The organism is Clostridium sp. 2218st1_F5_2218SCRN_220325, assembly GCF_039062665.1.
In the GTDB taxonomy this organism is placed as follows: Bacteria; Bacillota; Clostridia; order Peptostreptococcales; family Peptostreptococcaceae; genus Intestinibacter.
In genome coordinates this window covers 1-14,580 of the sequence record NZ_JBCLNH010000025.1, presented here as the reverse complement: position 1 = coordinate 14,580, position 14,580 = coordinate 1, and the positions used below count along the sequence as shown (strand labels likewise).

Here is a 14,580-nt window from a genome sequence, read left to right as displayed (position 1 = left end):
TATGGTAATATATAAACAGTTAAAATGATAATAATAATTATCAAGTAAGAATTAATATTTAAAATATAAAAATAAGATTAATATATAATAATGAGATAAAAAGTGAGAAATATATTATAAAAGTAATAGTGAAATTGGGAGGCAAAATATGAGAAATGAAACTTGGAACTTTTTAGGCAAGCAAATTGAGGCAGGTCAAAAACTTCAAGTAATGATTCGTCCATATGGTGAAGATTACGAAATACCTACGACGATTATAAATGGGGAAAATACAGGAAAGACAATAGTTATAAATGGTGGATTACATAGTTGTGAGTTCCCAGGGGTTGTTGCATGTATGACGACAGCAGCTGAGATAGATCCTAAAAAAGTAAACGGACGTATTGTGATAATACATTGCTTAAATTCTAGCGGTTTTACAGAAAGAACTGACTCAATAGTTCCAGAGGATGGAATGAATCTTAATAGAGATTTTTATGGAGATAAAAATGGAACAATAAGTAGAAAGATAATGGCATTTTTAGAAGATGAAATCATGCCAATAGCAGATTTTATTATGGACCTTCACAGTGGTTCAGCTATGGAACAAATGGCATCTTGTCTATTCTTCCCTGTAGCAGCAGGAGACGAAGTATCAAAAATATCAATGGGTGCAGCATCAAATATAGCAATAGAACACTTAATTGCATCGAGATCAAAAGATGGTTTTTATAGCTATGCAGCATCAAAAGGTATACCAGGTATATTAGTTGAGAGAGGTTACAATAATACTTGCGAAAAAGAAGATTATGAAGGATTTATCCAAGATATATACTTATTATTAGACCATTTCAATGTATTAGAAATAACTCATAGACCAGAAGAAGTAGAAAGAATAGTATGGATGAAAACGGACTACATCGAATCACAACATACGGGCGTATGGTTCCCACGTATTGAACCAGGTATGTTTGTTAAAAAAGGTGGATTAATCGGTACTGTAAAAGACTTTTTTGGAAATGTAATCGGCGAATATAGAGCATTAGAAGATTGTCGTATAATGTATAATCATTACGGATTATCAATTAAAAAAGGCGATAATGTTGCCGCTTGTGGAATAGTAGAACATTCAGTACTATTATAGATAAAAAGATTAAAGATAAAAATATATTAAGGGAAAATAAAAGGAAGTAGATTATAGTATTTTATAATTTACTTCCTTTTTTTTAATTCTAAGGAAATTATACATTGTCTAGTTTGTAGATAATGTATAATCTCCAACATATTATAATTATTTACATTTCCTCTTCATCAAATTCTTCCATATTTACACTAGGCATACCAGGAGATACATTTACAAAAGGATAACTAGGATAATTAGGATAATACATTATATTAGGTGGCATTTCTGGATACATATTAGGGAACATACCTACTGGATACATTGGTGGTTTTGGCATAGGAATATACCCTCCCATCATATTTGGTTGCATAGGAACTCCATAAGGCATACCAGGATTCATCATATTTGGATTTTGATAATTTATATTTTGCATATTTTGTGGATTTAAATTTTGTGATGGTTGCTGCATCTGTGGTTGTTGCATTTGATTTTGTTGTATTTGATTTTGTTGTTGCTGTTGAGATTGCGGTTGTTGCTGCTGTGGAACTTGCTGATTTAGATTATTATCAACACCTTGATTTTCCATATTTGGTGGCAAAGATTGATACTGTTGATTAGGCAATATCATATTAGGCATACCTTGTTGAGAGTTAGGCATATTTGTTTGTGGAAAATATGGAATAGAAGGTATATTAAAATCTTCGTCATATGGAATATTAGTATACTCCTCTGCGTTATCAGTATTATTATTCATTAAGTTATTATTCGTTAAGTTTTGATCAGTAGAGTCATTAGTTTGGTTATCATTAAATTGAGAATAATCAATGTATCCGGGATTATTAGGATATTCAACATATCCTTGACTATTATATTGGTATCCTGTAGCATTTGAATAGTAAGGGTTTAAATAAACCATTGGGTCTATATAAGGCTGAGGATATATATAATTAGGTTTAGAATTGTCATTTCTATTATTGTTACTCATATGGATTCTCCTTTCTATTTCTATGAAACAATTAACAATTTTTCTAATAATATATATATTAAATTAATAAAAAATATATGTTTAAAGTTAAAATTTACAAAGTAGTAAATTTCAATTTAGATTTATAATATTGGGTATTTAAATTAAGGATAATGAAATGGAATAGAAGAAATTAAAAAAACTTCTAAAAATATCTTGATAATTAAACTTAAAAAGATTATTATTAATATATGAACAGTTATTCATATATTAAAATGATTTGGAGGTAATATATGAAAAATAATAACTTAAATATTGACATCAATAATGGAGAAAATATAGCTGAGTGTGAATTTAAACACATACATCAAGACATCATAGAGACAGTAAGAGAAAATATGCCAGAAGAGGATATACTTGTGGATTTAGCTGAATTATTTAAAGTTTTGGGAGACCAAACAAGAATAAAGATAATATTTATATTATTTAAAGAAGAGATGTGTGTATGTGATATAGCTGAGTTAGTAGGAATGACACAATCGGCAATATCACATCAATTAAGAGTTTTAAAACAAGCAAGACTTGTTAAATTCAGAAAAGAAGGAAAGACAGTATTTTATTCATTAGATGACGACCATATAACAAAAATATTTGACTATGGTTTACATCATATTGAAGAAATGTATAAACGCTAAAAAAGAAAAGGAGAAAGAAGGGGAATTATATGAGTACAGCAACTTTAACAAAAAAAGAATTGTTTGTTCAAGGATCATTAACTACAGATGTAGCAGAAATGATAGAAATTTTAGCAGTAAATGTTCCAGGTGTAAAATCTTGTAATGTAAATGCTTCAAACAAATCATTAGTTTTATCTATAGATTCATCAAAAGATGAAAGTGCAATTATAAATGAATTATCTTCATTAATAAAAACTATGGATTCTTCATTACAAATTAGCACTAAAAAACCAGCAAATAAAACAAATAAAAAGTTACAAGGAAATGCTGAAGAAGGAGACAAAAACGTAAGTATGATACTTGGAGGTCTAAATTGTGCACACTGTGCAGAAGTAATCGGCCAAAAAGTAGAAGCATTAGACGAAGTAAAAGCTGCAAATTTAAACTTCGTAAATAAAAAATTAAACTTTGAATTAAAAAATGCTTCAGATAGAAACGTTATAATAGAAACAGTAATAAAAATAATAGACACAACTGAACCAGGACTTGATATAAAAGTAATGGAAAGTAAAAAATCAAAAAAAGCTCAAGATAATAGAGTTGACATGATTTTAGGTGGATTAAATTGTGCACACTGTGCAGAAGTAATCGGTCAAAAAGTAGAAGCATTAGACGAAGTAGAAATGGCAAACTTAAACTTCGTAAATAAAAAACTAAGCTTTGAATTAAAAAACGGAGTAAGTAGAAACCTAGTTATAGATAAAGTAATAAACATAATAGATACAACAGAACCAGGTCTTGATATTCAAGTTATAGAAAAAGCATCAAGCAAAGGAAATAATAAAAGAGTAGATATGACTTTAGGTGGATTAAACTGTGCACACTGTGCAGAAGTAATCGGTCAAAAAGTATCAGATTTAGATGAAGTAGAAATAGCAAACTTAAACTTCGTAAATAAAAAATTAAGTTTTGAATTAAAAGACGGGGCAAGTAGAAAATTAACTATAGACAAAGTAATAAACATAATAGATACAACAGAACCAGGTCTTAATATACAAGTACATGACAACAGAACTTCTAAAGAATTAAAATTAAAATTAGAAAATCTAAAATGTAAACAATGTGCAGATCAAATAGAATTTGAAGCAAATAAATCTGCGGGTGTAAAAAGTGCTACTTTAGATTTTGGAAACTGTATATTAGATATAGAACTAGATGGAACAGTATCAAGAAGAGTAGTAACTGAAGAAGTAGCAACAATAGCTAAAAATCTTCAACATTGTTTAAATATACAAGTAAAAGGAATTTCAAAAGCACAAAATAAAGCATTAAATGAAAAAGTAACAAAGAAATTTGATAAAGATAAAATAGAAAAAATAAGATTATTTGTCGGTGTAATAGCATATGCTATAACATTTGCTCAACAAATTATAGGTGGTGGCCATGGTCATGGAAACCAAGATTTAATAAGTACAATAGCATTTATAGCAGTTTATTTAGTAGTAGGTGGAGACGTATTATTAAAAGCAGCTAAAAATATTAAAAATGGTAGAGTATTCGATGAAAACTTCTTAATAACTGTAGCTACACTTGGAGCAATCATAATTGGTGAAACATCAGAAGCAGTTGGTGTTATGGTATTCTACAAAGTAGGTGTATTTTTACAAGGTATAGCAGTTGGTAAATCAAGAAAATCAATTTCATCATTAATGGAAATTAGACCTGACATAGCAAACTTAAAAATAGGAAATGAAATAGAAGTAGTAGATCCAGAAGAAGTTGAAATAGGAGACATAATCGTAGTTAAACCAGGTGAAAGAGTTCCTCTTGATGGTATAGTAATAGAAGGTTCTTCAATGGTTGATACTTCAGCTCTTACTGGTGAATCAGTGCTTAGAAGTGTAAATGTAGAAGATGAAGTACTTTCTGGTTTCATAAATAAAAATGCATTATTAACAATAGAAGTAACAAAAGATTTCGGTGAATCAGCAGTATCAAAAGTATTAGACTTAGTTGAAAATGCAAGTAGTAAAAAAGCAAAAACAGAAAACTTTATAAGTGTATTCTCTAAATACTACACTCCAGTAGTTGTTGCATTAGCAGCTATAATAGCTATAATACCACCAATGATAATAGATATATCAAGCCAAGCAGTTTGGTATGATTGGGTATTAAGAGGATTAACATTCTTAGTTGTTTCTTGTCCTTGTGCATTAGTTTTATCAATACCACTTACATTCTTCAGTGGAATTGGTTTCGCATCTAAAAATGGTGTATTAATCAAAGGAAGTAACTACTTAGAAGCATTAAGATATGTAGATACAGTAGTATTTGATAAAACTGGTACACTTACAAAAGGTGTATTCAACGTAACAAAAGTAAATGCAGTAAATGTTTCAGAAGATGAACTTATGGAATATGCAGCATATGCAGAAGCTAACTCAAATCACCCAATAGCTAAATCAATAGTTAAAGCTTATAACAAAGAATTAGATTTAAGCAAAATAGGTGAATATGAAGAAATAGCAGCACATGGTATAAAAGTTAACTACAACGGAAAAACTGTTTTAGCTGGTAATGAAAAATTAATGAACGTTAATAAAATAAAATATACTCCAGTTACAGAAACAGGAACAGTTGTATATATCGCAATAAACGGTAAATATGCAGGGGATTTAGTAATCTCTGATGAAATAAAAGAAGATAGTAAAGAAGCAATAGCTAAATTAAAACAAATAGGAATAAAACAAACAGTTATGCTTACTGGTGACAACAAAAAAGTTGCAGATGCAGTAGCTGGTGAATTAAAATTAGATAAAGTTTATTCAAACTTACTACCTGATGAAAAAGTAGAAAAAATAGAAGAAATCTACAAAGGTAGAACAGAAAAACAAAAAGTAGCATTCGTTGGGGATGGTATAAACGACGCTCCAGTTTTAGCAAGAGCAGACGTTGGTATAGCAATGGGTGGTCTTGGATCAGATGCAGCAATAGAAGCAGCAGACGTTGTTATAATGAATGATGAACCAAGTCAAATAGCAAAAGCTATAGCAATATCTAAGAAAACTAGTAGAATAGTATGGCAAAATATCATATTTGCATTAGCTGTAAAAGTTATAGTTTTAGCAGCAACTGCAGGTGGTGTTTCTAACATGTGGGAAGCAGTATTTGCAGACGTTGGGGTTGCATTAATAGCAGTACTTAACGCAATGAGAGCTATGAGAATAAAAGAAGAAAAATAATTATCATAAATTCTAAAATTTATGGTGATAACAAAATAGTAGTACAAAAAGATTTGATTTTTATCAAATCTTTTTGTACTATAAGATATAAATACATCACATATATTATTAAACCAATTTACATACAAACATTATTCTTAAAATCTACAAAATTATCTACAAATAAAAACAGAATATTAAACATTAAAAAAGGACTATTTATCACATAAAAATGGATTATAGATCCTTATTTATAATACAGATAATAAATTATATTAGCTATACAAAGGGAAAGTTATAATACCAATTTATAAGCAATATAAATAACTGTAACTATTGTGAAATCAAGTCTTATAATAGTCACACCTAAAGAAAAATATTCAACTTATAATATAAAATTAAATTTATTAATAAAAAATGAGTATATTGAAAATTATTTAATACATTATACTTATTTTTTTATGGATTTTTTGACAAATAGAAACTTAAATTTTTTATTAAAAGCTATAATTCTACAAATTATAATATGAATTTATAAAATAAATAAAATTTAATTATAAAAGACCTCGATATTGACATAAAATATTATCTATTATTGATAGATAAAATTAATCGACAAAAAACAACTATTACGATTTGGAATATTTAGAATTACTTAGTATAACAAAATAAAATAAAGTAAAACAGTTTTTAAATTTAAAAAAAAATTTAAAATGAGGTGTTTGCTATATTTTATTACACAAACGATAGGGGGCAGGGTATTGTCGAAAAATGTATAAAAAAATAGAAACAATAATAAATTGGAATTAAGAATCCTCAAAAAAATGTCACTTAATAAAATATTATGTGTTATATTATAATATAGAAAAAACAAGTAGTTATAAGAGTTCTGTATACCAGATTAATAGGGAAATTGGTGCAAATCCAATGCGATCCCGTCACTGTGATAAAGGGTTGGTTTTCAAACCACTGGATGAATTTCTGGGAAGGGAAAACTAACAATGCTTTTTAGCCAGGAGACCTGCTTTTATAATAAAAATAGAGAACTATTCTACGGTGTATAGGTGTGTTCCAATAAGTCCTTGTTTGTATGGGGTTTTGTTTAACACGCTTGAAAAAGTGTGTTTTTTAATGTTTAAAAACAATCAAAGAAAGTAGATAGTAAATAAAAAGAATAATGGGGTTAAATATATGGATGTAAAACAATTGCAGTATTTTGTAGTAAGTGTTGATATGGGGAGTTTCCATTCTGCAGCAGAAGCATTAATAACAACTCAGCCAAACGTAAGTAAAATAGTCAAATCATTAGAAGAAGAATTAAATATGACTTTATTAAATAGAACTAGAAGTGGTGTTACAATAACTCCTCAAGGGGAAAGTGTTTACATGTATGCCATAGAAGTTTTAAAAAATATAAATATAATTAATGAATTTAAAAAAGGTCAAAACATTGATGTTTTATCAATATCAAGTGTTCCTAGCAACACATTATCTTTTTATTTGTCTCAATTTTATAATAAACAATCAAGAAAAGATATTAGATTAGATTTCTTTGAAACGAATGTACAAAATATAATTAGAAGGGTACATGCTAGAAAAGCTGAACTTGGTTTTGTATATATATCGAAACGAAGTATGTCGGCATTTAAGCAACAGATTAAATCAAAAGGTCTAGAATATCATGAATTAACAAAAGTACCTTTATACTTATTTGTGGGTAGAAATAATCCACTATATAAGAAAGATTCTGTAGAAGAAACTGATTTAAAAGATATAAAACTAGTTCAATACCATGAAAAGCAATTCTCATTATATAACCACTTAGGTCATATAAAAGAAGATATTATTTATAATGGAGATAGTGTTTCTATATCTTATACAAATAGTGATAGTTTTCTAATTCAATCATTAAAACATACTGAACACGGCTCTATTGCAAGTAGCTTTGTTAAAAATCAGTATCAAGAATATGGTATAAAAGCAATTCCGATAATATCGTGTGAAAGAAGTATTTCATTTGGATATATAAGAAGAAAAAAAGACAAAGTATCTGATTTAGGTGAGTCACTGATCGAGTACTTAGAAAACTTAGATGAATTTAAAAATTAAATATAAAAATAGAAAACAGTATTTATATTGTTATCTTAAGGAGGAGGTATTTTGAATAGTAAACAAATTTCAAAAAGATTGATTCAAATGGCAATCGTATTATTAGGGATAAGTTTTATAACTTTTTCACTAATATATATGGCACCAGGGGACCCTGTTAGGGCAATGTACTCATCAAGTGGTGTAATGCCAAGTGAGGAAGTGCTGAATCAAACAAGGGAAGCTATGGGATTAAATAAACCATTTTTAGTTCAATATTTTGATTGGTTGACATCATGTCTTCAAGGGGATTTTGGAACTTCATATTCTTCAGGAAAACCTGTTTTAGGAATTTTAATGGATAGATTAATTCCAACATTAAAACTAGCATTTTTATCTTTAATTATAATGTTAGTGATTGCAGTTCCGAGTGGAATAATAGCGGCTATAAAACAAAATAAATTTGCCGATTACCTTATAAGAGGAATTACATTTTTAGGTATCTCTATGCCGAACTTTTGGGTTGGATTATTACTTCTATATGTAGTGGCATTAAAATTAAATCTATTACCTGTAATATCTATAGGTGGAGGATTTAAAACAATGATTTTACCAGCTGTAACATTAGCATTTGCTATGGCGGCAAAATATACAAGACAAGTTCGTACAGCAGTATTAGAAGAATTAAATAAAGATTATGTTATTGGTGCAAAAGCTAGAGGATTAAGTGATGGAAAAATACTTTTAAGACATGTATTCCCAAATTCTTTATTACCATTAATAACATTATTAGGATTATCGTTAGGTTCATTATTAGGAGGGACAGCGGTTGTAGAGGTTATATTCTCATATCCGGGTCTTGGTAACTTAGCTGTTACATCAATCACAGCTTATGATTATCCAATAATTCAAGCTTATGTACTTTGGATAGCACTTATTTATATGATTATAAACTTAATAGTAGACCTTTCATATACACTAGTAGATCCAAAGGTTAGAGAGAGAGGTTAGTGATGAAAAATATTAAAACATTTATAAAGAAGAACAAGGTATTTTCAGCACTTATCGTAATGGCAATAGCTATAGCACTTGTAGCAATATTCGCTCCATTTATAGCGCCACATGATCCTTATGCGGCAGAGTTACAACATGCATTTCAACCACCAAGTTCAGAACATTTACTTGGAACAGATAAATTGGGAAGAGATGTGTTATCTCGTGTAATTTATGGGACAAGAATATCTTTAAGTGCATCATTGATATTAGTAGTATTGATATTCTTAATAGGAACAACAGCAGGAATTTTAGCAGGTTACTTTGGCGGAATTGTCAATGCTGTGATTATGAGAATTTCAGATATGATGATTTCATTCCCAGGTATGGTATTAGCTATTGCAATGGCAGGAATAATGGGTGCTAGTGTTAAAAATGCAATTATAGCTATTATGCTTGTAAGTTGGACGAAGTATGCTAGATTAGCAAGAAGTTTAGTTTTAAAAATATGCGAAGAAGATTATATTTATGCAGCTAGAGTTACTGGTTGTAAAACTTCAACTATTATAGTTAAATATATTTTACCTAATATATTACCTACATTAGTTATTACAGCTACAACTGATATAGGAACAATGATATTAGAACTTGCAGGTCTTTCATTTTTAGGCTTTGGTGCACAATCACCTGCAGCAGAATGGGGACTTATGTTAAATGAAGGACGAGCTTATTTATTAAATTGCCCTTGGTTAATGATAGCGCCAGGTATAGCAATTTGTATTGTTGTTATTGTATTTAACTTAATAGGGGATAAATTAAGAGATATATTAGACGTTAGACAAGAAGCTAGCGAAAGTCAAGTAAGCTAATAATTTAATTTGAATGAAAATTAAATTAAAAAAAGATAAATATCAAAATAAAAGGGAGAAATATAGGGAGGTATTTCATGAAAGTTTTTAAAAGGATAAAAAAGGCAATGGTTGCAACATTAATTGCAGCTATGACATTAGGAGCGGTTACAGGATGTAGTTCATCAAAATCTGGAAGTGTATCAGCAGATTCAAAGACATTAAACTTTGGGTGTACAAATTTCTCTGATTCATTAGATCCATCATCAATAGTTAATGCTGCTTGGTGTGTAAGTAGATACGGTATAGGTGAAGGTCTATATAGATTTGACCAACAAATGGAACCACAACCATACTTAGCTGACTCAGTTGAATCAAATGATGACAAAACTGAATGGACATTCCACATAAGAGATGGAGTAAAATTCTCAAATGGTAAAGATTTAACAGCATCAGCAGTTAAAAAATCTATAGAATATACATTCCAACAAGAAAAAGATGGGAAAGGAACTGCGCATCCATCTCAATTCTTAAAATATGAAACTATAGAAGCTGATGATGAAAAAGGAACTTTAACAATAAAAACAAGCCAAGCATATGCAGATTTAAGTGCAGTTTTATCAAACCCACTATTCGTAATAGTAGATGTTGATGCAGATACTGATATGGCTGACCAACCAATAGGTACTGGACCATATGCTGTTGAAAAGAAAAATGAAGGAACTTCTTTAGAAATGGTAGCTAATGAACACTACTGGAATGGTGAAGTACCTTATGAAAAATTAAATATTATATTCATAAAAGATGCTACATCTAAATACATGGCTCTTGAAAATGGAGATGTTGATGTTATAGAAAATATATCAAATATAAGTGATTTAGAAAAAGTAAAAGAATCAGATAAATATAATGTATCAGAAGTAGTTGGAGGAAGAACTGGATTTGCATATATAAATCAAAAAGAAGATAGACCTCTTGCTAATGATGACTTAAGAAAAGCAGTTCTTATGTCTATAGATGATGAAACTTTATGTAATACTACTGTTGGTGGAATGTATGAAGCTGGTATATCTGTTTTACCATCAAGTTTAGATTATGGATATGATAAATTAAAAGATGCTACTCCATATGATGTAGAACAAGCTAAAAAGATATTAGATGAAGCTGGAATAGTTGACTCTGATGGTGATGGATATAGAGAATTTAACGGAGACGGAAAAAATATAGAATTATCATTCTTAACTTATGATAGTAGATGCTTAAAAGAGTTCTCTGAAGGTAGTGCTGCTAATATAGAAAAAATCGGAATAAAAGTTAACGTACAAGAAACAGATGCAGATACTGAATGGAACAAACTTACTGCAGGTGAGTATGACTTATTATCAACTAACTGGTTAACAGTTCAAGTTGGGGATCCAGTTGGATATATGGAAAACTGGTATAGTAAATCAGAAGCTAACTACTGTTCTTATAAAAATGATACATATGACAAATTATATGAACAATTACTAGTTGAAACTGATGAAGATAAAATAAAAGATTTAGTACAAGAAATGCAACAAATATTAGTAGATGATGGTGCAGCTTTAATACATGGTTATTATAAAGGAAACATATGTAGTACAAAATCAGTAGAAGGAGCTAACGTTTATACAGCTGACTACTATTGGATAAGTACAGCTATAAAACCAGCTGAATAATTAAAATAATTAAAATCTGGAGGAGATGAGTGATCTTATGTTAAAGATAGATAATATAACTGTTCAATATGGAAACAATAAACCAACAATTGAAGATTTTAGTTTAGAGATTAGTTCAGGTGAGATAGTAGCCATAGTTGGAGAAAGTGGAAGTGGAAAAACTACTGTCATAAGATCAGTACTTGGTCTACTTCCAGGTCAAGGTAAGGTTACAAAAGGGGATATCGTCTTTGAAGGCGATTCCCTTCTAAACTACACTCAAAAACAATGGAATCAATGTAGAGGAACTAAGATGTCTATGATTTTCCAAGATTGTGGCGCAATGATTAATCCAAATAGAAGAATCGGTAGCCAATTCGTGGAATATATTAGGGTTCATGAAGATATGCCAAAAGATAAGGCAAAAGATAAGGCAATTGATATGTTAAATAGAATGAGATTGCCACAAGCGAAGGATATAATGAGAAAATATCCATTCCAATTAAGTGGTGGTCAACGTCAAAGAGTTGGGATTGCAATGGCTATGACTTTCCAACCAAAACTATTAATAGCAGATGAACCGACAAGTGCACTTGATGTAACAACACAATCACAAATTGTAAAAGAAATGATGGAACTTAGAGACAAATATGACACATCTATTATGATAGTTACGCATAATTTAGCTGTTGCAGTATATATGGCTGATAAAATAATCGTAATGAAAGATGGAGAAGTTGTTGATAGAGGAACTAGAGACGAAATATTAAATAATACAACAAGTGATTATACAAAACGATTACTAGCATCTGTTCCAACATGGAGGGAGGAACAACATGCTTAAAACAAAAAATACAGTATTAGAAATTGACAATGTAGTTAAAGAATTTCCTATTGGTAAAAATGGAAAGTTGACGGCTTGTAATAAAGTATCACTTTGCTTTGAAAAGGGAAAAACTTTAGGAATTATAGGCGAAAGTGGATGTGGAAAAAGTACATTAATGAAAATAATAATGCAACTAGAAGAACCTACATCAGGTCAAGTTTTATATCATGGGGAAGATATCACAAAATTAAAGGGAGAGAAACTTCGTCAACATAGACGTAATGTGCAAATGGTATTCCAAGATCCATCGACTGCATTTAATCCTAAAATGAAAGTAAAAGATATTATATGCGAACCACTTCTAAATTTTGGACTAATTAAGAAAAGTCAAAAAGAAGAAGTAGCAAAAGAATATCTTGAGATGGTTGAGTTACCAGCAGAATTTATGCATAGATATCCGCATAATATGAGTGGTGGTCAACGCCAACGTATAGGAATAGCAAGAGCATTAGTTTTAAACCCAGAGTTATTAATACTTGATGAATCAACTTCAGCATTAGACGTTTCTATACAAAAAAATATTATTGATTTAATTAATAAAATACAAAAAGAAAGAAATCTTACTATAGGTTTTGTTTGTCACGACATTGCCTTAGTAACAGAAACTAGTCATACCGTTGCTGTTATGTATTTAGGAAATATAGTTGAGATACTACCTGGACATAAATTAAGTAAATTAGCTATGCATCCTTATACAAAAGCACTAATGACAGCTGTATTTGATTTAAAAATGGATTTTTCAGAACCAATAAAAGAAATAAACAATGACATATCTAATAAAATAGATAATGTAAATGCATGTCCGTTTAGAGATAGATGTGAATGTGCGATAGAAGTTTGTAGTAGAAAGATGCCACAGTTAAGAAAGGTATCAGAAAATCATTATGTAGCATGTCACTTAGATTTTACCGTATAAAAATATAAAAATATTCTTAATAAAAAAGAAGTTTTGATAGATAGAAAGTTATTTATCAAAACTTCTTTTATTTTACTAATTAAATTACATATAAAAGAACACATAGATATTGGCATAGACTGCCCAATAAGATGAATATATGGAATATCTCATGGAATTTAAATTTTTTCAATTTAAGAAATTTAGGTTTTGTTCCATATATAATAGCACCTATTGTATAAAGTACACCCCCGCCTATTAATAACATAACACCAATAGATGAAAGCGATTTAGAAAGAGGCACAATTAGAAATATTGCACACCATCCCATAACTACATAAATAAGAGTAGAAATCCAACGAGGACTTTCAAACCAAACTAGTTTAAATGCAACTCCTAGAATTGCTATTAATATTTCTATAGCAAACAATACCCATCCCTTAACACCATTTAGTGATATTAAACAGAAAGGTGCATAAGAACCTGCTATTAAAATAAAAATCATAGAGTGATCTATTCTTCTGAGAAATTTAATAGTATTTTCTTTTGCAATAACTAAATGATATGTAGCAGATGCAGAATAAAGTAATATTAAAGAAATTCCAAAAATAATTACTGCTGTCAATGCAATAGGGGATGGATTTTCTAGTGTTGTTTTTATTACTAATATTAATAAACCAGCGAATGATAAAATTGCCCCAAATAAATGTGTAAAACCATTTATAGGTTCTCTAGCATATTTAGCCATAATATGTATACCTCCTCTATATATAAATTTAATATTGATTGATACTTTAATATTAGTTTAATAATAAAGTATATTTATAGATTATTGTAAACAATATATCTTAATATAATTATATCTAGATTATTATGTAATGTATGCAATTAAATATAAAAATTAGAATACTAATTAATAATATTTACAAAAATAAAAATAATATTAAAAAAAATATAAAAAAAGTATTGACGAATATATTTTATGGTGGTATAGTATTACTTGTCCTTGAGACGAGGACAAAACTTCTGAAGCGAGTAAGTCTGAAAGAGCGACGAAAGCTAAAAAAGTTTTTTAAAAAAAGAGTTGACAAACAAAATTAAGTTTGTTAAACTAAAGAAGCTGAAATGAGCGAAACAACTTAAAAAGTTAAGCGAGTTAAGTAAATGAACTTTGAAAATTAAACAGTAGGTTAATTAATAAACTTTAATTCACACGAATTAAAACCA

The 14,580-nt window shown here is 29.2% G+C and carries 11 protein-coding genes and 1 riboswitch; of the genes, 9 read left to right on the top strand and 2 right to left on the bottom strand.

The annotated features are described in order from the left end of the window. Positions 1 to 148 precede the first annotated feature (148 nt). Positions 149 to 1,123 carry a M14 family metallopeptidase gene (locus tag ABCM86_RS12910; RefSeq protein ID WP_295677457.1) on the top strand — a complete coding sequence of 325 codons (975 nt, stop codon included), beginning with the start codon at positions 149 to 151 and terminating at the stop codon, positions 1,121 to 1,123. 151 nt (positions 1,124 to 1,274) lie between these two features. Here the strand turns inward: ABCM86_RS12910 and ABCM86_RS12905 are convergent, their stop codons facing one another. Then, positions 1,275 to 2,087, bottom strand: coding sequence for a hypothetical protein (locus tag ABCM86_RS12905; protein ID WP_343004112.1), 813 nt, complete (start codon positions 2,085 to 2,087; stop codon positions 1,275 to 1,277). A 272-nt stretch (positions 2,088 to 2,359) separates the two neighbouring features. On the opposite strand from ABCM86_RS12905, the gene ABCM86_RS12900 reads away from it, so the two are divergent. The 8 genes from ABCM86_RS12900 (at position 2,360) to ABCM86_RS12865 (ending at position 13,374) form a co-directional block, all read left to right on the top strand. Next, positions 2,360 to 2,761 carry a metalloregulator ArsR/SmtB family transcription factor gene (locus tag ABCM86_RS12900; protein WP_048926793.1) on the top strand — a complete coding sequence of 134 codons (402 nt, stop codon included), beginning with the start codon at positions 2,360 to 2,362 and terminating at the stop codon, positions 2,759 to 2,761. A gap of 29 nt (positions 2,762 to 2,790) precedes the next feature. Next, positions 2,791 to 5,985: a heavy metal translocating P-type ATPase gene (locus ABCM86_RS12895; RefSeq protein WP_343004111.1), complete on the top strand. Its 3,195-nt coding sequence runs from the start codon at positions 2,791 to 2,793 to the stop codon at positions 5,983 to 5,985. Positions 5,986 to 6,831: 846 nt separating this feature from the next. Continuing rightward, a riboswitch (cobalamin riboswitch) is annotated at positions 6,832 to 7,008 on the top strand. A gap of 147 nt (positions 7,009 to 7,155) precedes the next feature. Beyond that, positions 7,156 to 8,073 carry a LysR family transcriptional regulator gene (locus ABCM86_RS12890; protein WP_195931414.1) on the top strand — a complete coding sequence of 306 codons (918 nt, stop codon included), beginning with the start codon at positions 7,156 to 7,158 and terminating at the stop codon, positions 8,071 to 8,073. Between the two features lie 51 nt (positions 8,074 to 8,124). Continuing rightward, positions 8,125 to 9,063 carry a nickel ABC transporter permease gene (gene nikB / locus ABCM86_RS12885; RefSeq protein ID WP_243269616.1) on the top strand — a complete coding sequence of 313 codons (939 nt, stop codon included), beginning with the start codon at positions 8,125 to 8,127 and terminating at the stop codon, positions 9,061 to 9,063. A 2-nt stretch (positions 9,064 to 9,065) separates the two neighbouring features. Next, entirely contained in the window at positions 9,066 to 9,914 is an 849-nt protein-coding gene (gene nikC / locus ABCM86_RS12880; protein WP_343004110.1) for a nickel transporter permease, read from the top strand. A 77-nt stretch (positions 9,915 to 9,991) separates the two neighbouring features. Beyond that, positions 9,992 to 11,593, top strand: coding sequence for an ABC transporter substrate-binding protein (locus ABCM86_RS12875; RefSeq protein WP_195931416.1), 1,602 nt, complete (start codon positions 9,992 to 9,994; stop codon positions 11,591 to 11,593). A gap of 37 nt (positions 11,594 to 11,630) precedes the next feature. After that, a complete protein-coding gene (locus ABCM86_RS12870; protein ID WP_295677466.1) occupies positions 11,631 to 12,416 on the top strand; it encodes an ABC transporter ATP-binding protein in 786 nt (261 codons plus the stop codon). Continuing rightward, complete coding sequence (locus tag ABCM86_RS12865) at positions 12,409 to 13,374, top strand: ABC transporter ATP-binding protein (protein WP_295777753.1); 966 nt, start codon at positions 12,409 to 12,411, stop codon at positions 13,372 to 13,374. The genes ABCM86_RS12870 and ABCM86_RS12865 overlap by 8 nt, the downstream gene beginning before the upstream one ends. 79 nt (positions 13,375 to 13,453) lie before the next feature. Here ABCM86_RS12865 and ABCM86_RS12860 read toward each other — a convergent pair whose 3' ends face one another. Next, a complete protein-coding gene (locus tag ABCM86_RS12860; protein WP_195931419.1) occupies positions 13,454 to 14,101 on the bottom strand; it encodes a hemolysin III family protein in 648 nt (215 codons plus the stop codon). Positions 14,102 to 14,580: the final 479 nt, after the last annotated feature.

Coding starts and splice junctions, on each gene's coding strand:
- ABCM86_RS12910 (WP_295677457.1), top strand. CDS start 149: ATGAGAAATGAAACTTGGAACTTTTTAGGCAAGCAAATTGAGGCAGGT.
- ABCM86_RS12905 (WP_343004112.1), bottom strand. CDS start 2,087: ATGAGTAACAATAATAGAAATGACAATTCTAAACCTAATTATATATAT.
- ABCM86_RS12900 (WP_048926793.1), top strand. CDS start 2,360: ATGAAAAATAATAACTTAAATATTGACATCAATAATGGAGAAAATATA.
- ABCM86_RS12895 (WP_343004111.1), top strand. CDS start 2,791: ATGAGTACAGCAACTTTAACAAAAAAAGAATTGTTTGTTCAAGGATCA.
- ABCM86_RS12890 (WP_195931414.1), top strand. CDS start 7,156: ATGGATGTAAAACAATTGCAGTATTTTGTAGTAAGTGTTGATATGGGG.
- nikC (WP_343004110.1), top strand. CDS start 9,066: ATGAAAAATATTAAAACATTTATAAAGAAGAACAAGGTATTTTCAGCA.
- ABCM86_RS12875 (WP_195931416.1), top strand. CDS start 9,992: ATGAAAGTTTTTAAAAGGATAAAAAAGGCAATGGTTGCAACATTAATT.
- ABCM86_RS12870 (WP_295677466.1), top strand. CDS start 11,631: ATGTTAAAGATAGATAATATAACTGTTCAATATGGAAACAATAAACCA.
- ABCM86_RS12865 (WP_295777753.1), top strand. CDS start 12,409: ATGCTTAAAACAAAAAATACAGTATTAGAAATTGACAATGTAGTTAAA.
- ABCM86_RS12860 (WP_195931419.1), bottom strand. CDS start 14,101: ATGGCTAAATATGCTAGAGAACCTATAAATGGTTTTACACATTTATTT.